Origin of the sequence: Pyxidicoccus xibeiensis (genome assembly GCF_024198175.1) — a bacterium.
GTDB lineage: Bacteria > Myxococcota > Myxococcia > Myxococcales > Myxococcaceae > Myxococcus > Myxococcus xibeiensis.
On the sequence record NZ_JAJVKV010000026.1, the window covers coordinates 1 to 21,216 of the forward strand.

15 protein-coding genes and 2 pseudogenes are annotated in these 21,216 nt (G+C 66.4%); 11 read left to right on the forward strand and 6 right to left on the reverse strand.

Translation table 11 applies throughout. From position 1 onward, the window contains the following. Positions 1-1,639: pseudogene (locus LXT23_RS47525) on the reverse strand (hypothetical protein); the annotation flags it as partial. A 1,095-nt stretch (positions 1,640-2,734) separates the two neighbouring features. Here LXT23_RS47525 and LXT23_RS47530 point away from each other — a divergent pair. The 7 genes from LXT23_RS47530 to LXT23_RS47560 all read left to right on the forward strand — a co-directional run bounded on the left by LXT23_RS47530 (position 2,735) and on the right by LXT23_RS47560 (position 10,293). Continuing rightward, positions 2,735-2,950 (forward strand): hypothetical protein, encoded by a 216-nt coding sequence (locus tag LXT23_RS47530; RefSeq protein WP_253987185.1) that lies wholly within the window; start codon positions 2,735-2,737, stop codon positions 2,948-2,950. Positions 2,951-4,232: 1,282 nt separating this feature from the next. Beyond that, a complete protein-coding gene (locus LXT23_RS47535) occupies positions 4,233-4,928 on the forward strand; it encodes a hypothetical protein (protein ID WP_253987186.1) in 696 nt (231 codons plus the stop codon). Between the two features lie 105 nt (positions 4,929-5,033). Next, positions 5,034-5,849 (forward strand): hypothetical protein, encoded by an 816-nt coding sequence (locus LXT23_RS47540; RefSeq protein WP_253987187.1) that lies wholly within the window; start codon positions 5,034-5,036, stop codon positions 5,847-5,849. Further along, positions 5,846-6,187: a DUF5953 family protein gene (locus tag LXT23_RS49970; protein ID WP_323379169.1), complete on the forward strand. Its 342-nt coding sequence runs from the start codon at positions 5,846-5,848 to the stop codon at positions 6,185-6,187. Before LXT23_RS47540 ends, LXT23_RS49970 begins: the two co-directional genes overlap by 4 nt. Positions 6,188-6,317: 130 nt before the next feature. Then, complete coding sequence (locus LXT23_RS47550) at positions 6,318-7,199, forward strand: DUF2381 family protein (RefSeq protein ID WP_323379170.1); 882 nt, start codon at positions 6,318-6,320, stop codon at positions 7,197-7,199. Beyond that, positions 7,196-8,977 carry a serine/threonine protein kinase gene (locus LXT23_RS47555; RefSeq protein ID WP_253987190.1) on the forward strand — a complete coding sequence of 594 codons (1,782 nt, stop codon included), beginning with the start codon at positions 7,196-7,198 and terminating at the stop codon, positions 8,975-8,977. The genes LXT23_RS47550 and LXT23_RS47555 overlap by 4 nt, the downstream gene beginning before the upstream one ends. Before the next feature lie 164 nt (positions 8,978-9,141). Then, on the forward strand, positions 9,142-10,293 hold the full coding sequence (locus LXT23_RS47560) for a serine/threonine protein kinase (RefSeq protein WP_253987191.1): 1,152 nt from the start codon (positions 9,142-9,144) through the stop codon (positions 10,291-10,293). A gap of 230 nt (positions 10,294-10,523) precedes the next feature. On the opposite strand, the pseudogene LXT23_RS47565 reads toward LXT23_RS47560, so the two are convergent. Next, a pseudogene (locus LXT23_RS47565) lies at positions 10,524-10,688 on the reverse strand (transposase); the annotation flags it as partial. Between the two features lie 49 nt (positions 10,689-10,737). Continuing rightward, the gene (locus LXT23_RS47570; RefSeq protein ID WP_253987193.1) at positions 10,738-11,634 is read right to left on the reverse strand and encodes a LysR family transcriptional regulator; all 897 of its coding nucleotides are present in this window, start codon (positions 11,632-11,634) and stop codon (positions 10,738-10,740) included. A gap of 115 nt (positions 11,635-11,749) precedes the next feature. On the opposite strand from LXT23_RS47570, the gene LXT23_RS47575 reads away from it, so the two are divergent. Further along, a complete protein-coding gene (locus tag LXT23_RS47575) occupies positions 11,750-12,652 on the forward strand; it encodes an MBL fold metallo-hydrolase (RefSeq protein ID WP_253987194.1) in 903 nt (300 codons plus the stop codon). Between the two features lie 411 nt (positions 12,653-13,063). Here the strand turns inward: LXT23_RS47575 and LXT23_RS47580 are convergent, their stop codons facing one another. Then, positions 13,064-14,956 (reverse strand): SulP family inorganic anion transporter, encoded by a 1,893-nt coding sequence (locus LXT23_RS47580; RefSeq protein WP_253987195.1) that lies wholly within the window; start codon positions 14,954-14,956, stop codon positions 13,064-13,066. Positions 14,957-15,264: 308 nt separating this feature from the next. Between LXT23_RS47580 and LXT23_RS47585 the strand changes: the two genes are divergently transcribed. After that, a complete protein-coding gene (locus tag LXT23_RS47585; protein ID WP_253987196.1) occupies positions 15,265-16,968 on the forward strand; it encodes an arylsulfatase in 1,704 nt (567 codons plus the stop codon). 370 nt (positions 16,969-17,338) lie between these two features. Next, the gene (locus tag LXT23_RS49975) at positions 17,339-17,467 is read left to right on the forward strand and encodes a hypothetical protein (RefSeq protein WP_256561890.1); all 129 of its coding nucleotides are present in this window, start codon (positions 17,339-17,341) and stop codon (positions 17,465-17,467) included. Positions 17,468-17,478: 11 nt separating this feature from the next. On the opposite strand, the gene LXT23_RS47590 is transcribed toward LXT23_RS49975, so the two are convergent. Continuing rightward, positions 17,479-18,513 (reverse strand): IS110 family RNA-guided transposase, encoded by a 1,035-nt coding sequence (locus tag LXT23_RS47590; RefSeq protein ID WP_253987197.1) that lies wholly within the window; start codon positions 18,511-18,513, stop codon positions 17,479-17,481. A gap of 1,083 nt (positions 18,514-19,596) precedes the next feature. Here LXT23_RS47590 and LXT23_RS47595 point away from each other — a divergent pair. Further along, on the forward strand, positions 19,597-20,742 hold the full coding sequence (locus LXT23_RS47595; RefSeq protein WP_253987198.1) for a serine hydrolase domain-containing protein: 1,146 nt from the start codon (positions 19,597-19,599) through the stop codon (positions 20,740-20,742). Positions 20,743-20,752: 10 nt separating this feature from the next. Here LXT23_RS47595 and LXT23_RS47600 read toward each other — a convergent pair whose 3' ends face one another. Next, positions 20,753-21,169, reverse strand: coding sequence for a transposase (locus LXT23_RS47600; protein ID WP_253987199.1), 417 nt, complete (start codon positions 21,167-21,169; stop codon positions 20,753-20,755). Between the last annotated feature and the right edge of the window lie 47 nt (positions 21,170-21,216).

Consider the following 21,216-nt stretch of genomic DNA (forward strand, 5'->3'; position numbering starts at 1 on the left):
CGGGACACCGCAGCGTTCCATCCGCCTGCCACGTGAAATCGCTCCCGCCGAAGCGACCCCGTCCGCGTCCCGAGGCGGGTGCGACCTGGCCGAAGGGCTGGACGGCGGTCGCAGCGGAAGGGGGCGCGACCGGGGAGAGCAGCGGCGTCGGTGCCGCGATGGGCTCGGGCGTGGGTTCGGGTTCAGCCGACGCGAGGACCTCACCGACTGGGGAGTGCGTAGCGTCTGCCCGCACGTCGACCGTCACGAGCGCGGCCGGTGCCTCAGCCACCTCTTCGGCGTCGGGCGTGGGCTCGGTTGCAGCGGGCGCCCAGAGCGTGCGACGCACGTTGGGGGCCTGCGCCGCGACGCCGAGCCGCAGTCGCTGGTTCCAAACCCACTGGCAAAGCACTTGCCACAGCTCCTGACCGTGCGCCTGACCACTGCACCAGCGGTCTGCGTGCTGCTCTCGGTCCTCTTCGGCGAGTGTCTGCTCGAAACCGCCGCGTGCTGCGTAGAGCGTGAGCACATCGAGCGCGCTCCAGCCGGGTGCCGTTCGGTCGGTCGCGAACAGCTCGTAGACGACGTCACCAGCGCGATGGCCAACCGCCGGAGCGCCAGCCTCGGGCGCGGGGGACGCAGTGACGACAAGCCGAGTGGGGACCCGTAGCGTGGGGTCCGCACCCGCCGTCCATGCGACGACTCCGACGTCGTAGACCGTCCGCAGCGTGCCCGTCTCCGGCTGCACGAAGCGCAGCGTGCTCGGCGTGCCCAGCTGCGCTTGGACCTCAGGCATTTCGAGCAATCGGTAGTCACAGCAGCGCACCACGTACCCGAGACCCGCCTGACTCATCGCCCACGCGTAGCGTGCGAAACCGTAGAGGCCGTCGAGCCGCAGGACTCCGGCGGTGGGTGGCAGGCCGCGGGCGTGGAGATAGGCGACAATCGCAGCGCATGAGCGTTCGAGTTCCACGAAGGCCTCGCCGTTGCCGGGGTGGCCGAACGTGCCAAGCCACTCGTGGGTATGCGCCTGCTGGATGACCGTGCGCGTGCGCGTCACCTCGCCACGCTTGCGCCCGGTGTAACCCGGTGCGCAGAGCGGGACGAGGCGGCGGCGTACCGGGGGATGCGCCGCCGTGAAGACGACCTGGCGTTGCCGCGCGACCTGGCGCGTGCCGTCGATGTCGAACACGAGCTGCCGGTGGCCCGCCCGGTCGATGAGGCCGCCCGTGCGGTTGGCGGTGAGCCCGTGGGCACACAAGTCGTGGAAGAGCATCGCGCGCAGGGCCTCAAGTGCGCTCGCGGGAACGGCGGCGAGAAAGCGACTGAGGGCCGCGCGCGAAGGCAGTCGCTCGCGTTGCCAGAGCGCGGCGAGTGCGGCAGCGCATGGCGTCATCGCGGTGAACAGCGCCGCCAGCGTGCGCTCGCCGCTGACGGTGTAGGCGAGCAGCACGAGCACGAAGTCGCACACCTCGAAGTGACCCATCCGCCCACGCGGCACCAGCACCTTCGTTTGCAGCGCATGAAGGAGCCCGCTGTCCCGCCAGTGCTTCAGTAGGAGCACGGCCTCGGGAAGCCATGTCGGCAATGCGAGCATCGGCTGAGATGGCGTCTCGACGGTCGCGGCGGGACTCTCTTGCATCCCTGGAGGTCGCTTCATGGCAGCTCTCCTGGTCACGAAAGACCCGAAGAAAGCTCTCATCACGTCTGCAACACCAGCCGGCGACGCGGGAAGACGCGGGACACGTGAACGCCCTTACATCACGGCCAACACCGCATGCTCACTAGCGAAAATCTCGTTGCGCATCTCGTGGGCACCTTGCTCCGGAATCGCTGCTCACCTTGGCCTGGAATCGGTGCTCGGCATGCCCCGGAACACGCACTCCTCCCTCGCTCGCGTCGTCAAGCGTTCCTGACGGAGGACGGAGCTATAGTCCTCAAGCCCCCCTGCGATGTGAGCGGCTGATGCCTTGAGGTAGCCGAGGGCTTGGTGAGTTGGGTGCGAGGCCGCCGCATCACCCTGGAGGGCGAGGATGACCAGACACAGTTGCAACTGGATTTGCTTACCGACTAGGCTCTGCTACGCACCACGGTCAAATCATCCCTGCAGCGAAACTGGGGCGCCTCAAGAAGGGGAGCGGTTCATGAAAAGGTTTACCAGCATCGCGTTGATTTCGCGGTATCGCGGGCGGCGGTTCACCCTGGATGCCACCGTCGTCATTCTGCTTGTACTGTTGGGTGGACCGCGTGCCGGAAGCGCAAGCGCCGATAATGCCTGCATGAATACCTGGGATAGACAGATTTGCATTGACTCAAACCAACTCATGTTCACGATGATGGTTGCGGATTGCGACCAACGGTATTTGGAGTCAGCCCAAACGCCGGCCGATGAAGATGAGATGTTCGCGTGCATCGACAGGGCGGAAGCAGCGCGCGCACACAATAATAGCTTATGTCCTCCCGTATATCCCATATGCAACCCAGAGATTTATGGGACGTGCATGCCGTGCAGCGTAGATACCTACTGCATCCCCCACGGCCAAGAAGGCATGTATTTCTGCTGTGGAAATACTGCCTGCCCGGTTGAGAATGTGTGTATAAATGAGGTTTGTCGCTCCCAGTAGCCCATGAGCGAACAAGTCATGTGCGATCGGTTTGGTTCTCTTGAGTTGAGGCGTTGTTTGGTTGGTGTTCGCCGTGCCCCGTCCCGACACTGAGCCTGCGGGGCGGGGGCGCGACAGGAGCGGTGGTCAGCTTGCCCCGGAACACGCACCTGCGCCTGGCCGGCTGCGAGCGAGAGCTGTTCTCTCGTGACGCCGTCGCGCTTCTCCACGAGGCCAGCGAGGGCGCCCATCGCGAGCTCGACCGCCTCGCCCAGCTGTGCCTGCGCGACGCCGCCCGCCTCAAGCGCAAGCTCGTCGATACCGAGCTCGTCCGCGGCGTGCTCGGGCGCGCGCAACTCGCCGCGTAACCCTTCGGCCTCGGGACGCCATCATCGGCCATGGTGGCGTCCCGGAGCCGGGCTCGATGGGCATCACGCCCGCTGACGGCTCGCATGTTCCTGACGGATGCCCATCAACCAGCCGGTTTGCTCGCCCATCAGCAGACGTGCGCGTCAACATCCAGGGCCTTGCTGTGACGTTGTTTGCATCCCGAAGGCTCCCGTCCCCCCGCGCGTGTCGGTTGCCGCGCTCCTAGAGCCTTCCAGGGCCCCGCCGTGCGTTGCTCGCGTCCAGGTGCCCCCCCCGTCCCCCGCGCGTCGGTTCCTGCGTTCCTGGAGCCTTCCAGGGCCCTTGGTTCGTGCCGTAGCTGCCGCTCCGCTTGCGCTGCTCCACCGGCCCGAGTTGCTAGCGCGTGCGGCAGTGCTCGCGCGCCCATCACCGCGCCCGTGTGCTCGCCAAGATTTCGAGGCGTCGCAGCCACGCGACAGGGGCGTGCCCGCTTCCCGCCGTGGCTCGCGCTCGCGCCCCCGCTGTAGCGCCGAGCGAGTGTCAATCGTCAAGCGTCAACCGAGGGTTCTCGAAAACTCCTAAACGCGCGCACCTCACAGGCGCTGACCTCTCCCCTATACCTACTCCTACATGAACTTTTCAGTATGGGGTTTTAGGAATAGAGGCTTGACGGCTTGACACGCTTGACGTGCGATAGCGTCTTCGCGGTGCCGCTGCTCTCCTGTGCCAAGGCGCTGGTGCCGCCCACCGCGCCCGGGTGTGGTTCTCATGCTGAGCGAGGCCCGATTGGATCGTCGCCTAGCCACCGAGAGAGCGGTTGCCTACCTCCTAGCAGAGGGCGCGAGGCGGCGGGCGTGGAGTAGCCCTATAAGAAGCAAGAGGGAAGACGGGGCCGCCCTACCGGCTCGCTCGCAGTTCACCCTGGTGGATCGCAGCTCCGATCAGGCCGGGGCCCGCGTGCTCGGGAGCGTCAAGGGTCGGCTTCGCCGAAACCTGAATGGTTCTGCGCCATTGCCCTTTATCCGCGCGAGCGCAGGGCAACCGGCCGCCAGCGGCCAGTCCTGTTCGATCTGTAGGCGCGATCCGCTTGGCTGACCCGGGCTCGCTCCATGACCCTAGCCCGTGACCACGTACCCAAGCCGCACCAGAAGGTCTCCCCTCTTCATGGTGTAGGTGAAGGCTGCTAGAATTCTTTCAGAAACTACCGCAGGACGGAGCACTCCCTCGGAGCAGCAGCCCCAGAGGGGATTCTTGAAAGGAATTCTTAACCGCAGGAACAACAACGCGCGGAGGTACTTGATCATGGAACCCGAGGAGATTTATGCAGTTCTAAGGGGAATTAACGTTACACATCTCCATCACGCGAATTCAGTGAGGACGAGTTGCTCCTTTTTGCAACAGGGCGGGCTGCTGTCACGCAGCTTCGCCGAGCACTACAACCTCCCTCAGACGCCACAGCCGATGTCAGACGAACTCGACAAGAAGTTCGGCATCTGGCACTGCCTCTTCCTTGATCATGTTGACATTCACGAGCGCGGAGGGCGCAAGAAGGGACCGAACAAGTACGGACCGGTCCTCTTCGTCTTCGAAGTTGACGTGCTTTTGAAGATGCCTCCGGAAACCAAGATCCTCGTGACCAAATCGAACCCCATCCACTGGTCGGTCGGTCAATCCAATGCCGACCGCTGGTTTCTAACCCAGCAGGAAGTCGCGGCGAATCTCAACTACGGAGCCTTCGACAAGATGCTCGTCATTCAGACGCCGTCCCAGAAGATCGACTTCCCGAACCGTTCCGCGACGATCTTCGTGGATGACCCACAGCGGCAAGTTTCGTCAGGCGCTGACGCGTACGCGCATGCCGAGAGCCAACTCAGGGCGGCTGCGGCTGCTGTTGGAGTCGCCGCGTCCATTGACCAGCATTCATGCCGTTCAGGGTGCATTTGTGTGGACACCTACGCGCGCTACCCTCAGCAGACAGTGGATTTCTTCTTCACCTAAAGTCCCATGTTCCTGAAAGCGCCCAAGGCATCGACTGACCCTCGGGTTCGCTCCCTTTTGCAGAAAGCAGCCCGCCGTGGTTATACGGGGGTCGTGGATCGCGCCTTGGCTCGTCTCGAACTGAATGGAGACAAAACATGGGTCCGCTCGCGCGCGGTCGTCATTACCTTTGAGGAGTGCTGGCCGCTGGCCAGCTCGCTTGTGATCAATCGCGAGTCCTTGAGCAAGCGCACCTGTCTGCTCCGCGTCACCAAGGCAACCAAACAGAAGGATGCGGCAGGACTTGGTGCACTCGCTCACGCTTACGTGGAAGGCGACAGGTCGATGCTGGACTGCGTCCCCGACGAGCACATGCTGAGAATGGTGTCGGAAGCGCTGAAGCGCCCGCCTGCCTTCTTCGAATGGGCGCTGCGGCAGAGCACGTCTGAGCAGGGCAACGCCATCATTCGTGCCGCCCAGCAGTATTTGGCTGCGGCCACGTGGCAGTGGGACAAGGCTTGTATTCTCGCGGGCGCATTGCTGTCGCTCAGAGGAGACATTCCTGCCGTTGAACTCGTAGAGGCGCCGCCCGCTACGTTCCCGTATTGGGTGGCGCTGGACAAGCACACGCCACAGGGCAAAGTCGTGCTAAGCGAAGTCGCGGCACAGGTGAAATCGTCCTATAGGAGGCTCATTTGGGCGGGCTTCTACTGCGAGAGCGCGCAAGTCAACAAACTATTGGCCTCGCCGTGGTTCGAGGCCGAAAAGACATGGCGACTGCGGCGTGCGGGTTTGACAGTGGAATCCGCTGAGGAGCTTTGGTCTAGCGTTCGGCCGCTCATTCAAGAGCGTCTGGCTAGCGACGCATCAGTACTGGAGAAGCTAGTCAATGACGGCCCGGCATCGCCCCACGTCCCAGCAACGCAGACAAAGCTAATGTGAGGGCCGTCCTCGTACAGTCCGTCACTTTCTCCAGCCGCCCGGGCGCGTTGTTAGCCCGAAAGCACAGGGCAGGGTTTGTCTCCCTCTCCCCTTGTTGCCATGCAGCTGCGTGGCGAGGCGCCTTCCAAAGCGGAACTGACGCTGCCGCTCAAGCCATAAGGTTCCCGGCCCCTGCGCGCGACGCCGAGCTGATGTCACGGGCACGGCGCACGGCATCGGGCGGATGGGGCGTGCAGTTCACGGACGCGCCGCTCGACCTGGACAACCCCGCCCACCTGGACGCGCTCCTACGGGCCTATGCGCGCTTCCCGGAGAGCGGCGGTCGATCAGCACCTTGACCCCTCCGTGCCGTGGCGCGGGGCTCGTTGCCAGGTCGGGGGGACGGTGCCCCTGCGCGGGTGCAGGCGATGGTAGGGTGCCAATTCGGGAGGTTATGCACCATTGCTGCAACCTGTGAGATTGGCCCTTGTGCTCGTGCTGCTAGGGGGAGCGGTGCCGCGAGCCGACGCGGCACCGCGTCGCACGCCGCGAGTGCGGCCCGTGACAATCATCGGCGGCCCCGCCGATCTTCTGCCCGAGATCCGCGTCGAGGTGGCAACGCCGACGTTGCTGTTCTTCCCGACGGCCATTGCAGAAAGCACCCTCACAGTTGACGAGCAGCCGCGCACGGTCGACACGGCAGTGGTTCCGGTCGACGGGTCGCGGATTCGGATTCTCGACGTAGGCAAGCGAACGATCCTCGTTCAGCCCGTGGAGGATCTCCGGCCGGGCGAGCGCCACGAACTGGCGGTCTTCTTCACGGACGGGCGCGAACCGGCTCGAGCTGCGTTCGCGCTCGTGACCGACCCGGCCGAAGTGGACGCTCGAATCGACGTGGAGCGGCCCAAGCCGCCCGACACGGCCTGTCCTGCCGAAGCGCCGCGCCTCCCCCCCAGACCGGAAGACTTCGTGCTGCTGGGCTATGTGGACAAGAACGGCGTTCAGACGGACACGGTTGAACCGGCTGCGGACGGCACCGGGGGGCTGCGGTCAGGACCGGGAGGGGCGTATCGCGGGGCCACGTGGCTGCTGGTGGATGTGAAGATTTCGAACTCGGCCGGTCAGCAACCGTGGACGCCGCGCGAGGCGACGTTGACGGGTAAGGGTGGTGTCGAGCTTCGGGCGCGGCTTGTGTCGGTGGGGAGCGAGCAGGTCACCCCCGGCGGGTCGCTTCGGGTGCTCGCGGTTGCTGACACACCACCGACAAGCGCGGGCGAGGTCTTCACTTTGGAAGTTCGTGGCTCAGGTGGCCGTAACCTTGAGATTCCGCGCGTGCGATTCCCGAGGCGTGCAGCGGAAGGCGACCGATGACTTCGAACCTAGTCAGGCTGCCTGCCGGCCTGGTTATTGACGGCTGGATCGTCTTGAAGGAACTCGGCAGTGGTGGTTTTGCAGTCGTCTATCTCGGGGAGAAGAACGGCCAGCGTCGCGCGCTCAAGGTGGCGCGTCACCGTGAGGCCAGCGGAGACGAAAAGCAGACTCATGTTCGCTCAGAGCGCGAATTGACTGTTCTCTCGATGCTGCGGCATCCGAACATCGTCACGCTTCGTGGCCATGGGTACGCGGAAGCAGGCAATTTTTACCTTGCTCTTGAGTACGTGGACGGATGGACGCTTGGGGAGTGGAAGGAACGCAAACACCCCACGGTGCAGGAAATACTGCGTGTCTTCGTCAAGATTGCCTCGGCTTTGGCCTATATGCACAGTCGGGGCGTTCTTCACCGTGACTTGAAGCTGGCCAACGTTCTAATTCGGAAGAGCGACGGCGAACCGGTCATCATTGACTATAGCTGCGCGACCTATACGCAGGCGGAAGACCTGACCGAGAGTGGCCTGCCCCCCGGGACCGACCGCTTCCGAGCGCCAGAGCAATTCCGGTTTCTGAACGAGCACAAAGACGAGCACCGGGCGCGCTATGCCTTCCAGGTGGCCGACGAGATCTTCGCGCTCGGCGCGATGCTCTATGAGCTGCTGACGGATCCGCGACCCACGGAGCACCGCCACCGTACTGCCCTCAACAATCCGATCGACGCGCCTCCCCCGGCAAGGAAGGTGAACGCTCGCGTACCCGAGCCGTTCAGCGACCTCGTCGGGAGCATCCTGTCGCGCGATCCTTCGAAGCGTCCTGTCGATACCGAAGCCCTACGGCGGGAGCTTGAGGAACTTCTGGCGGATCCAGGGGCGGAGTACGCAGCGCCAGTGCATCCACCCTCAGAGCAGCGGCGGTCCGAACCCTCCGAGGGTGAGGCGCCGGTTCCGTTGGAACTGACGAGCAAGCCCCGCCCGCGCAAGCTGAGGACGCTCGCGGCGGGTGCCGCTGCCGTCGTTCTCGCCGCCGTCGTGGCGCTTTGGCGTCTATCCGGAACAGTGCCCGCGCCGACCGCCGAGCTGCACGTCGCTGCGCGCCCTGAGCCCCCTACCGTCCCTTCCGTGCCCCCCAAGACAGTCTCGCCTGATATGTCAGCCCCTCCCCCCATCGTTTCGGGGGACGCAGGTCCGTCACCTGCAGCTGTTCCGGAGGAAGGTTCAACCGTGAAGACCCAGCCACCCGAAGCCCCGAAGCAGGCGCGCACTGGACGCGGCCAGAAGACGCCCCCCATGCCGGACGTGTGCAAGGCGCTTCCGCTTCTCGCCGCTCTTTCGGCGGGTTGTCCCGGCGTCCAGGTCCGCCCCGAACCTTTCGAGTGTCCAGCTGGCGGAACAGAGGCCATGACCGACGTGCTTCGCTGGCGCATCAACGAGCAGTTTCAGGTCAACATCGACGACCGGCACGCAAGCGACGCGCGTCTTTGGTTTACCGCAGGCTCGGAGGTGGTGGGGGTTGTCCCGAAAGGCATTGCCCCCGGTCGGCAGTGGGAGGTCGCTCCCCCGGGAACGCGGTTCCTTGGGGGGAAGGTCTACCTCATTCCCGAGAGGACGCCCGCAGGCGCCCCTGGCCGGGTGGTCGTGAAGTATGACCGCGTGAAGGTTCCTGGAAAGGACGAACTGCCCGTGTGCTTCGTGGTGGATGTTCCGGTCGAAGCGCTGAAGGACACCGCAGGGAAGACGTTCAACGGGAGCGCTGGATATCCCGTTTCTGAGTGGCCTTGAGCTTTCTTCGCAGGGTGACGTGTCGGGTAGGTGGTCAGTTTTCGGTCCGTGCCCCAACTTCGGCACATCACCCTATGAGGGAGTTCCCTTCCGCACCATCCCATGGGTAACGTGCCCCTCCTCGCGTTGGCCCGTTGCCCGCGCGAGTGGCGGGAGGACCGAGGATGCCGGCAATCGAGTTCAAGCTGCCCAGAGGGGCGATTCTGTTCACGGATGACGAGTGGGCCTACGAGTTCCGCGACGACTTGGGAGAGGCCCACCACGGGCTGCGCCTCTTCCTCGCGAGGCGCCGCACGCTTGAGGGCAACCACCCCCGGGGAAAGGTGTTGCTTAAGGCGGTAGGCAGGCCGACCGTTGAGGCGGGAGCGCGCATCAAGCGGGCACGGGCGAAGCTGGAGGAGCAAGTACGGCTAGCGACGTACCTCAAGCACCCGGGGATCCTTCGCGTTCACGGTCTGCGCAAGGTCGAAGGAACTTGGTACGTGATCGCCGAGCATCCGTCCGGGCATAGCCTCAACAACCTGCTGACGATCATCGCGGAGTGCCGTCGTTGGTTCTCTCCGCAGTTCGCGTTGTACGTCGGTGCCCAGGTGGTGAGTGCCCTGGAGAGCGCGCACACGGCCAAGGACGAGCGTGGGCAACCGCTCGGCATCGTTCACCGGGCGATCGACACGGAACACGTCTTCGTGGATTGGGACGGAGCGGTTCAGGTGGCCGACTTCGGCCTCGCTCTCTCCGACTTGCCGGGGCGCGTAGCGTCCACCGTGCGCCGCCCGCAGGGGGATGCCTTCACCTCTTCGCCGGAAATGCTCTTGGGCGGTCGTGTGGATGCTCGCTCGGATCTCTTCACGCTCGGGCTCGTCATGTTGGAGCTGTCCACGGGAAAGAACCTGCTTGATGCCCCTGATGGTGTTTCCGACGAGGTCAAGGCGAAGCTGTCGCGACGCAAGCTTGCCCGAGTCAACCGCGCCATTAAACGAGCCCGGCTTGCCGGGTGTAGCCCCGCGACCGAATCAGTCATTTGGCGCGCGGCGACCTACACGTCGGAAGACGTAGAGGCGGCAACGGCGAAGCTCCCCCAGGGGCTGCGCGTGCCGCTGTGCAAGTTGCTGCAACGAACGCCTTCCGCGCGTTACCAGACGGCGAGCGAGCTGGCTGTGGACCTGCGCGGATGGCTCGGGGAGATCTACGGCAAAAGCGAAGCGGCAGCCGAGGTCAGCCGAGCCATCGAAGAGGCGGGCGAGGTCTTTTTCGAGCTGGAAATAGGCCGCCCCCGGAGTGCCGGGCGTCCCCAGGGCGAGAACAGCACGGCTTAGGCGAGCGGCGCCCCCGGTAGAGGGCTCCCGCCATGTTGCGTCTATGTCGCGTGAGCCTGCGGAGAGGGCTGGAACAGGGGGGACGGGATGGGACGCGGCGGGATATCGACTCCCAAGCATTCCGGGCGGTTACGAGGTAAGGGCGCGATCCTGTTGGGGTTTTCGCACCGCCCGGCGTGGGTTCGATTCCCGCCGCCCCCACATTCAGAAGCCCAGCAAGCTCACGGGGTTGCTGGGGCCTGCTCCACCCACCTGCGCAACGCCGTCTCGGTCAGGTCCCGCGCCACTTCCGCAACCGGCTTGCCCTCCTCCAGCACCTGCTTCACGGCCCCGGCCTTGAACTCCGGGCTGAAGCTCCGCCGCTGTCGCCTCTGCTTCTTCTCGCGCTCCGACATCGAACACCCTTCCATCACATCGGGGGGCCACGGAAGCGGGGGACTCTCACTACTTGGGAGCCGATCGGTTCTTGGCGGACCCATCCGGAGCGCCTCCAGGTGGCGTCATCCCCCTGAGCCAGCTCATCAACGCCCGCACCCTGGGCACGTGTTGCTTCGCGCGATGGACCACCATCCAGATGTCGCGCGAGGGGAGGTGCTCACCGCCCCTCACGCCGAGCCGCTGCGGCGCCACCTCCACGACGTCGTCGAGCCGCGCGGCGAGACCTCTGGGCAGGAGGGCCACGCCCAGGCCGGCTTTGACCGCGAACCCGAGGGATTCGACATCCTCGACGAGCAGGCGAGCGGGGCGGGTGGCAAAGGCGCGTTCGGCGTAGCGCTGCTCGGGGATGCCCGCCAGCGAGCCCGTCAGGCCCAGCCAGGGAACCCCGGGGTGGAGCTCGAGCGAGGAGGCCGCGAAGAACGCGGAGGACACCGAGAACAACTTCCGTGCGACGAGCTCGCCACGCTCGGGGCGGAACATCCGGAGCGCCACGTCGGCGTCGCCGGCGGCGAGGCTGCTGACCCGGTTTTCCGCCAGGATGCGCAGGCGCAGTTGGGGATAGGCCCGGTAGAACTCCGGCAGGCGAGGGGCCAGTTCCCAGCGCACCATCTCGCCAACGGTGGTCAGCGTGACCTCACCGCTGAGCTCCGGCGTGTCTTCCAGCGCGGATTGCGCCGCCAGCGCGGCATCCACCATGGGCCGCACCGCCGCCAGCAACGAGGCCCCACGCTCCGTCAGCCGCTGCGGGGCGTCGCGCAGCAGCAACGGAGAACCGGCGCGCTCTTCCAGTCGGGCCAGGTGTCTGCTGATGGTCGACTGGCTCACGCCCAGGGCCTTCGATGCCGCCGTCAGGCTCCCGAGGCGAGCCACCGCCTCGAATGTGCGTAACAGCTCCCACTCCATCCGAACCTCCATCCAAAAACGGATGACTGGCTTCCATTTCTAGCGGTTCCCGTCCATTCGCGCGGTCTTTATTACCTGCCCAAGCGAAGCACGAAACACAGGGCTGAAGGACACCATGAAAATCTCGAACCTGTTGCGCAACACCGCCATCGCCACCAGCGCCATCCTGCTGGCCGCCTGCAGTACTCCTGGCGCTAGCGTCAGTCAGAATGGTGCGACAACCGCCAGCGCACAGCCCGTCACGTTCCAGCAGATCCGCAACGCCACCATCAAAGTGGGATACGCGGGCACGACCTTCCTTGTCGACCCCATGCTGGCAAAGAAGGGCACCTACCCTGGCTTCGAGGGCACCTACAACAGCCACCTGAGAAACCCGCTGGTGGAGCTACCCATGCCCGTGAGCGAAGTGGTGAAGGCGGATGCGATCATCGTCACCCACACGCACCTGGACCATTGGGATGACGCGGCCAAGCAAAGCCTGCCCAAGAACATGCCGATCTTCGCGCAGAACGAAGAAGATGCCGAGAGCATCCGCAAGGACGGTTTCACGGACGTGCGTGTCCTGACCGAGGACACCGTCTTCAACGGCACGCGCCTGAGCAAGACCGGTGGCCAGCATGGCGATGACAAGCTGATGATGACTGAGCTCGGCAAGCTCCTCGGCAAGGTCTCGGGCGTGGTGTTCCAGCGCCCCGGCCACAAGACCGTGTACGTGGCCGGCGACACCGTATGGAACCGCCATGTGGAAGAGGCGATCCAGAAGTACCAGCCGGATGTAGTCATCCTCAACGCCGGTTATGCGCGCGTGCTCGGCCATGACGGTTCGATCATCATGGGCAAGGAAGACCTCTACCGCGCCTACCAGTCCGCGCCGAAGGCCACGGTGATTGGTACCCACATGGAATCGGTCAACCACGCCACGCAGTCGCGCGAGGAGCTGCGTGGCTACATTGCAGAAAAAGGCCTGGACCCGCAGCGCGTGCTGGTGCCGGCGGATGGCCAGGCGTACAGCTTCTGAGCTCTGGCCGATGGTGGGCCAGTTGTGGAGGCCGCAGGAGGGTGCTGGCATACCTGACGGCCCCCGGTGGGGGGCGCGCCATTCTGGAGCACCTGGCATGGCCCTCGCGGCCTGCGAAGCGGGCCCCGGCACAGGGTCCACCCCAGGGCGCGTGGTGTGGAGCCCAAGCCCCCACAGTGACCTGGAAGCCCACGCCCCCGCGGCCTGCCGCCTGGCTGCGCGGCTTGGGCCGGCATGTGCCCCGAGGGGCGGCACAGCCTCTGCTCCGGCCCGGCGCACAGCCCGCGTGTCACCCTCCAGCGGCCCTTCTTGGCCCCTCTTCACCAGCCCGCCGCCCTCAACAGGGCTCCTATCCGTCCTATACTTTCGAGTGTGCGGAGCGAGGACGCGAGGCCTCGCCCCTCCGGCCGCTCAGTGCGGCGCGCCTGACGGACCCTCCAGCTCCGACTCGGCCCGCCCCAGGTGCTGGCCCAGCTCCTGGAGCCGCTGGCGGTCCGCAGCGTCCTTCTCGTCGAGCTGGGTGCCGGCTTCGTGTACCAAGCCGCGCAGCCGGCGCAGGCCGTCGCGCAGGAGCGCCTTCTCCTCCGGCGTCACCGCGGAGGTGTGGGTCAGGTGGTCCACCACCGCGTCCAGCACCTGAGCATGGAGGTGGGCCTCGCCCACCTTCGCCGTCACGCCCGTGCGGTCCAGCATCCGCCGCGTGGGGGACATGAGCCGGGCCAGCTCCAGGGTGACGTCCCGCTGCGCGAGCTCACCGTGCAGGCTGGCCAGCATGTCGGCGCCGGGGACGTCCAGGTCCGCCGTCACCTCCAGGTCCAGCAGCACGGTCTGGACGCGGCGGGGGGCCCGGCGCAGCCGCTCGATGATTTCGTCCCTCAGCGAGGTGGCGTTGGCGAAGAAGATGCCTTCGTTGGGGCGGAGGATGAGCATGCCTGGCACCGCCAGCGGGCGGGGCGTGTGCCGCACGTCGCTGAAGGCGAGGGTGCCCGGACTGCGCCCCAGCTCGCTCAGGCGCGGCACGCTGGCGCGGTACACCGTGAGGAAGAGCGACACGCCCACCGCCAGCAGCAGCCCCGGCAGCACGTCCAGGGCGAGCACGCCGAGCAGCGCCACTCCGGCCCCGAGGAAGTCGGCCCGCCGCAGCCGGTACAGCCGCCGCAGCTCCCGCACGTCCATCATGCCCGAGACGGCCACCACCACGATGGCGCCCAGGGTGGCCTCGGGCAGCAGGCGGAAGAGGGGGGTGAGGAACAGCGCGACCAGCAGCGTGAGGCCCGCGGCCAGGATGGAGGACACCTGCGTGCGCGCCCCGGCCGCGTCGTTGGCGGCGGACTTGGACAGGCTGCAGCCGATGGAGAAGCCCTGGAAGAGCCCGGCGCCCAGGTTGGCGGCGCCCAGGCCCACCAGCTCCCGGTTGGCGTCCACCTCGTAGCGGTGGCGGGCCGCCAGCAGGCGCGCGGGGCCAATGGCCTCGGCGAAGGCCACCAGCGCGATGCCACAGGCCCCGGGCAGCAGGCCCAGCAAGTCCCGCCAGCCCACGTCCGGCAGCTGGGGCGGGACGAGCCCCGCCTGCACCTTGCCCACCACGTGCACGCCGCGCGCGTCCAGCCCCAGCAGGGCCGTCACGCCGATGGACAGCGCCAGCACCACCAGGGCCGCGGGGAGCCGCTCCGACACCCGCTCCAGCCCCAGCAGCACCAGCAGGCTGCCGGCGCCCACGAGCAGGGTGACCCAGTGCGTGCCGCCCAGGTGCGTGACGAGGAACCACAGCCGCTCGAAGAAGTTGCCCTCGCCGGCCTCGAGCCCGAAGAGCTTGGGCACCTGTTTGATGGCGATGATGAGCGCCAGGCCGAAGACGAAGCCCGTGAGAACGGAGGCGGAGAAGAACTGGGCGACGCGGCCCAGCCGCAGCACGCCGGCCAGCAGCGAGATGAGCCCCGCCATCAGCGCCAGCGCCGCGGTGAGGACGACGAACTTCGGAGAGCCCACCGCGGCCAGGGCGCCCACCGTGGCGGCGGAGAGGACCGCCACCGCGGCGGACACGGCCACGACGAGCTGGCGCGAGCTGCCGAACAGGCCATACAGCACCAGCCCCGCGGGGGCCGCGTAGAAGGCGGCCGTCGGTGGCAGGCCCGCCAGCTCCGCGTACGCCATGCCCTCCGGGATGAGGAGGGCCGTGATGGTGAGCGCGCCCACCAGGTCCCGCTTCAGCCACGCGGGACGGTAGCCGCGCACCGTGGAGGTGAAGGGCACCGCACGGGTGAGCCAGGAGTCCGCGGGCCTCGTCTTCTGGGGTTGTGCCATCCCCGCTCCTTCTGGAAACAACAACCTCGCGGCAGGTACCACGCGACTGTGTTTGGAAAAGCGATGGTCGAATCAAGAGTTATGGACACCTCCTCCCCGGTGCAAACCACGAAGAGCAGGGGAACGGGCCCTGGGATGTCCAAGGCCTCTGGACTCTGAAGAAGGGCTGCCCTCCGGTACGGGGTGGCTCAACCTTCCGGGCTGAGCACTTTTTAGTTCACGCGATGCGCAGCCGTCCGACAGTTGGAGGCCGGGAGGGCATGGGGCCCGCGGCGGGCGGTGGAGCACGGAACGGGGAGCGGACGCTCATGGCGAAGACGAGGCAGGCAGGTACCGGACACGGTGGGCAGGGGGGCAATGGCCATGGGCCCGGCGGCAACGGCCATGGCAAGAGCGGGCCTGGGCGCAAGCCAAACATCCTGGTCATCTGGGGCGATGACATCGGCCTCTGGAATGTCAGCGCCTACAACCAGGGGATGATGGGCTACCGCACGCCCAACATCGACCGCATCGCCCGCGAGGGCGCACTGCTGACGGACTGCTACGGGCAGCAGAGCTGCACCGCGGGCCGCGCCGCCTTCATCACCGGAATGAACCCGCTGCGCACCGGCCTGACGACCATCGGCATGCCGGGGGCGGACTACGGCCTCCATGACTCGGACCCCACCATCGCGGAGCTGCTCAAGCCGCTGGGGTACACGTGCGGGCAGTTCGGCAAGAACCACCTGGGCGACTCGAACCGGTTCCTTCCCACGCTCCATGGCTTCGACGAGTTCCACGGCAACCTGTACCACCTGAACGCCGAGAACGAGCCCGAGTGCCCCGACTACCCGAAGGACCCGGCCTTCAAGCAGAAGTTCGGGCCCCGGGGCGTGCTCCACACCTGGGCCACCGACCGCGACGACTCGACCGAGGACCCGCGCTGGGGCCGGGTGGGCCGGCAGCGCGTCGAGGACACCGGCCCCTTGACGGCCAAACGCATGGAGACCGTGGACGAGGAGTTCCTCCAGTCCTCGCTGGCCTTCATGGAGCGCGCGGTGGCGGACGACAAGCCCTTCTTCATCTGGCACAACAGCACGCGCACGCACGTCTGGACGTTCCTGCAGGAGAAGTACCGCAACAAGACGGGCAAGGGCCTGTACGCGGACGCCATGACGGAGCTGGATGACCACGTGGGCGCGCTGCTTGCCAAGCTCGACGAGCTGGGCATCGCCGACAACACCATCGTCGTCTTCTCCACGGACAACGGCGTGGAGAAGATGGGCTGGCCGGACGGCGGCAACGCGCCGTTCCGGGGCGAGAAGGGCTCCACCTGGGAGGGGGGCGTGCGCGTGCCCTGTGTCGTGCGGTGGCCGGGCGTCATCCAGCCGGGCAGTGTCATCAACGACATCTTCGCCCACGAGGACTGGATGCCCACGCTCGTGGCCGCGGCGGGCGGCCCGGAGGACCTCGCCGAGCAGTGCAAGAAGGGCTACGCCGTGGGGAGCAAGACGTTCAAGGTCTACCTGGACGGCTACGACCAGCGCCGGCTGCTGGCGGGCACGGAGCCGGGCCGCCGGCATGAGTTCATCTACGTGCTCGACACCGGCAACCTCGCCGCCATCCGGTACGACGACTGGAAGGTCGTCTTCAACTACCAGGAGGGCGAGGGCCCCGACATGTGGTTCAGCGGCAAGCGCTTCAACCCCGCGTGGCCCTACCTCTTCAACCTGCGCTCGGACCCCTTCGAGTACGCGACGAACTCCGGGCTGTACACCCGCTGGTATGGAGAGCGGATGTTCCTCTTCGTCCCGGCCCAGGCGGTGGTGAAGCGCTTCGCCGAGAGCCTCATCGAATACCCGCCGAGCCAGGCCCCGGGCAGCCTCTCCATCGGCCCCCTCAAGGAGCGGGTGAAGGAGAAGATGCGCGAGCGCCAGGGTAACGGCCAGCCCACCACGGTGGGCGCTCAGATCATGAGCCTGGCCAACGAGGTGGAGCAGTTCGTCCACCGCTCCCTCCAGGCACACTCCTGATGCGCTGACGCGGCAGGGGGGCGTGGGGGCCTCCCTGTCGCGTGGAGCGCATCACGTCGCCAGCTTGTCCTGGCGCCCGCACGCTCCCCGTGAGGTGGAGGACCAGCAGGCGTCTCGCGCGGCGCTGCACCGCATCCTGGCGGTCGCGGAGCATGCCCAGGGGGACTCCCCGCGGTTGGCGTCTCTCCGCCACCACGCGGAGGTCCTGGAGCGGGCGTTGGGAGGCAGGTCCCTTCCCCCTCTGCCGGCGATCGGCTTCTGGCGGCCGGTGAGCAGCGCCCGCTCGGCTCACCGGCGCGGTGGCGCTTGCTTGGCGCTCATGCCCGGCAGTCGCCAGCTTTACCCCTTGGACGCGCGGCGGGAGCCCGGCATGGTGGATGAACTCGGGAGTGGTGAGCTGCTGGTGCGGCTGCTCGTGGCGGGAGGCGCTGGCCTCATCCTGGGCCTGCCGTACCGCGAGCGGCCGGGCGGCATCCGGACCCACTACCCAGGCAGCTGACTGGGGCGACCTCATGCAGCAGCCTCCAGTTCTGCTGGCTTCGGCGGTGGGTACTCCGTCCCATCGCGCATCATCGCGAAGAGGATTCCGGCCAGCCGTCTCGCCAGCGCCACGACGGCTGTCTTCTTGCCACGCCTGGCGGCAATGCGTTCGGCCCATTCGCGCAGATGGGCTGTCTCGGGTTTTTTCGCCCGCAGCAGGCGGAGTGCCGCCTGGATGAGCAACCCGCGCGCCCGGTGGTTTCCCGTCTTGGTGATGGGCCCCTTGCGTTGCTTCTCTCCCGAGCTCCTTTCGCCAGGCACCCGTCCCAGGGAGGCCTCCAGCTGGTGCGGCCCGCTGAAACGCTCTGGCTCATCCACCGCGGAGACGAAGGCACAGGCTGTCACCGGCCCCACCTGGGGCACCGTGCACACCCGTTCCACCTGCTCATCCTGGTGGGCCAGTCGCTCGAGCACTCCATCCAGGAAGGCAATCTGCGCGTTGAGGTGCAGCATGAGGCTCAGCAGCGGGGCCACTTCCGCCTTCAGCCACCCGGGCAGCGGCAGGACTGCCACCCGCTTGACGAAGGACTCCGCCTTCCCGTCCCCGATTCGCAGGCCCTCACGCCGCACCAGCGCGCCCACCAGGGCGATGGAGCGGGTGCGCGTGCGCACCAGCGCCTCGCGCACGGCCAGCTGCGCCCTCATGTGCCTCCGGGCCTCCGAGGTGCGGTGCGCCGGCCGGTATGCTCCCAGCTTGCACGCCTCCGCCAACGTCCTGGCGTCCCGCTTGTCCGTCTTCACCCGACGGCTTCGCGTGGCGTACATGGGCGCAAGGTTGGGGTCCGCCACCACCACCTCGTGGCCGAGTTCCTCCAGACTCCGCGCTACCCACTCGCTCTCTGTAGATGCCTCCAGCAGCACCCGCGCCTTGGGGCGCTTGCCCAGCAGCTCCCCCAACCGCTCCCGTTGGGTGCGCAGGCGCTGCTCCAGTACCACCTCGCCCCCCTCCGCCAGGATGCACACCTGACTGTCCCGCTTGTGCACGTCGATGCCGATGAACTCCATGGCCCACTCCCCCTACCTCGGCGGTCTTGTTCCGCCGCGGCAATCCAGGGCTTGGTGGGCCTCCCTCCACGTCCGTGGCTGGCCGGCCGCTTCATCTCCTCTATACTTTTGGCGACTTCGAGGCTCTCGAATGCCTTCAGGGTGGCGTCGGCAGCGTTCAGCTCCGTCTCCGCCTCTTCCCATTCCTTCGCCTTGGCATGGGCCAACGCCCGAGCCAGCTTGGCGGAGACCTCCGGCCCCTGAGTCTTGAAGTCCTCCTTGCCGCGCAGCTCCCTCGCGCTCGAAAGCATGGTCGCCGCGTCTGCGTTACTTGGAGCCAGGGCACTCGCCCTCTCCAGGAGGGGTACGGCCTCGGCCGGCTTCGCGGTGGCCAACAACTCGCGGCCCTTGGCCAGGTACGCCTCGCCACACGGCGCCCAGCTCTTCTCGGGGATGTCCCGGAGGTCCCCGAAGCTGTTGCAGAGGTCGACGGCTTCCTGGGGAGCCGACGTCGCGACCACTGCCGCAATGCGCGCGGACATGTCCGCTTCATGGGCGCGACTCTCGGCGACCTTCTGCCGCCCCTCTTCGGCAGAGGCCCGAATCATCGCAATATTGCGGGAACTCTCGTTCCCGTTCCCGATGGCGCCAATGAAGACGAAGACGGAAGCAATTGCGCCAATGACGGCAGCGCCGCGGTGCTTGGAGTCCTTCTTCCTGAGAATTCCGATGCACCCAGCGAGGGCGCACAGCCCCAACACGGCTCCAGGATAGCCGAGCCTCATGACCCAGCCCAATGGGAGGGTGTTCGAGGCCACCGACTTCCGGTGGGCGCTGCTTATCCTCAGCCGGGAGCGAATGCTGACCGACGCTGAAATGGCGGCATCCCCGACCCAGGAGCAAGAGCAGGACGGTCTGGCCGCGTGGGCAGGAACCGAGGAGGGCTGGGGTAGATGAACCCTGAGCACGCGTCGGGAATCAAGTCGAGGTGACACCGAGAACTTCTCGTGTTCCAGGCTATGCGCATGAGCCGGTGCTACCGCGAGGGGGGGCTCGCGTGTCTGGCTCCGACCTGGGGGGCGTGCGAGAGTGCCCATCCCCTTTATGCGCCTGATGAACAAACGCTCCGTAGCCATTGCTGGAATGATGCTGGTGCTGGCCGCTTGCAAGACGACGGGCCCTGCACCCGCCCGCGATATCCCCACGGCAATGAACCAAGCCGCGACGACCCTGCTGCAGTCACGACTGCTGCACGCAACGTCGATCGCAGTGGTCTATCGCGGCGAGGAGTTCATCCTGCATCGGGGTGAGCTGGAGACCGGCAAGTCCAATCTGCCCGATGATTCGACCCTCTATGAGATAGGGTCGGTCAGCAAGACCTTCGTCGGCCTGCTGTTGGCAAACGCTGTCCTCGAAGGCAAGGCGACCCTCGACGACCCGATACAAAAGTATCTGCCGTCCGCCTATCCGAACCTTCAGTCAGACGGCGGGCCGATCCGTCTGCGCCATCTGGTCACACACACCAGCGGCATGCCGGGGATGTTGCCACTGCAAGTGAATGAGGTGTTGAGGGACTTCACTGCGCATGCCACCCCGGCAAAGCTCAATGCCGCCTATGCGGACTACGGGCAGCCGCAGTTCTGGCAGGACCTGCACACCGTCAGCATCAAGGGCCCGCTCGGCAAGGACTATGCTTACTCGAGCGCCGGCACCGAGTTGGTCGCGCACACCCTCGAGAAGATCCACGGGGCTCCCTACGAGTCGTTGCTCGCGGAGTTCCTGGCGCGGGAAGCCGGTATGCACGACACGTGGCTGCGCCTGCGTGCCCAGGACGCCAACCGCTTGGCTCCTGGCTACCACAGCGACAACCCGGTCGGCACCACGCCGATGCCACTCCTGCCCTGGGGCGCGGCGGGAGCATTGAAGGCGACGATGCCGGAGATGGTGAAGTACTTGCGCTTGCAGTTGAGCAACCATCCCGCGGTGACAGAGTCACACAAGCCGCTGGTGCGCTTCGCGGAGGACTTCAGCATTGGCTATTTCTGGAACATCGGCCAGAGCAGCCAGTTGGGCACCCACTACGTGCATCACGGCGGCGTGCCTCGCGCGCAATGCTATCTCTACCTCGTGCCGAAGTATCAGTTGGGGGTGTTCATCATCACCAACCAGAGCGGCGATGCGACCGCCAACGCCATGGAACGCGCGCTGGCGCCCCTCTTTGACAGGGTCGAATCCATGCAGGGTCGCTAAGCCAAGGAGATTAAATCCGTTCAGGAGGTGCTCGAAGCGCCAAGTGTCGCAGATGTCCTGAGCGACGCAGCCTGCGGAGGAGACGAACGGCATTTGGATAGAATGCTTCCCGCTGCTCGGTCAGCATCCGGCTGAAGTAGGTCTTCTTGAGGTGGCCCCAGAAGTTCTCAATCCAGTTGAGGGTTTCGGAGGTGTACTTCGGCAGCCGGAAGGCACGCACGTAGGGACTGGCCGCCTCAAGGGCCATCTGGGCGAGGCGGGAGTTGAAGGGCACCCCGTTGTCGAGCACGAGCACGATGCGTCTGCCGGCGCGCTTGGCTCGTCGTACGAGCCGCTTGAGGAGCGGCAGGAAGAGCGCCGTGGAGGCGCTCTTGGGCTGGTGGGTGAAGAGGAACTGCCGGGTGGGGAAATGGATGGCTCCGTACACGGCGACTCGGACGTTGCGGCCCGGCTCCCCCAAGCAGGTGAGGAGGA

Coding starts and splice junctions, on each gene's coding strand:
- LXT23_RS47535 (WP_253987186.1), top strand. CDS start 4,233: ATGGAACCCGAGGAGATTTATGCAGTTCTAAGGGGAATTAACGTTACA.
- LXT23_RS47555 (WP_253987190.1), top strand. CDS start 7,196: ATGACTTCGAACCTAGTCAGGCTGCCTGCCGGCCTGGTTATTGACGGC.
- LXT23_RS47560 (WP_253987191.1), top strand. CDS start 9,142: ATGCCGGCAATCGAGTTCAAGCTGCCCAGAGGGGCGATTCTGTTCACG.
- LXT23_RS47570 (WP_253987193.1), bottom strand. CDS start 11,634: ATGGAGTGGGAGCTGTTACGCACATTCGAGGCGGTGGCTCGCCTCGGG.
- LXT23_RS47575 (WP_253987194.1), top strand. CDS start 11,750: ATGAAAATCTCGAACCTGTTGCGCAACACCGCCATCGCCACCAGCGCC.
- LXT23_RS47580 (WP_253987195.1), bottom strand. CDS start 14,956: ATGGCACAACCCCAGAAGACGAGGCCCGCGGACTCCTGGCTCACCCGT.
- LXT23_RS47585 (WP_253987196.1), top strand. CDS start 15,265: ATGGCGAAGACGAGGCAGGCAGGTACCGGACACGGTGGGCAGGGGGGC.
- LXT23_RS49975 (WP_256561890.1), top strand. CDS start 17,339: ATGGTGGATGAACTCGGGAGTGGTGAGCTGCTGGTGCGGCTGCTCGTG.
- LXT23_RS47590 (WP_253987197.1), bottom strand. CDS start 18,513: ATGGAGTTCATCGGCATCGACGTGCACAAGCGGGACAGTCAGGTGTGC.
- LXT23_RS47595 (WP_253987198.1), top strand. CDS start 19,597: ATGCGCCTGATGAACAAACGCTCCGTAGCCATTGCTGGAATGATGCTG.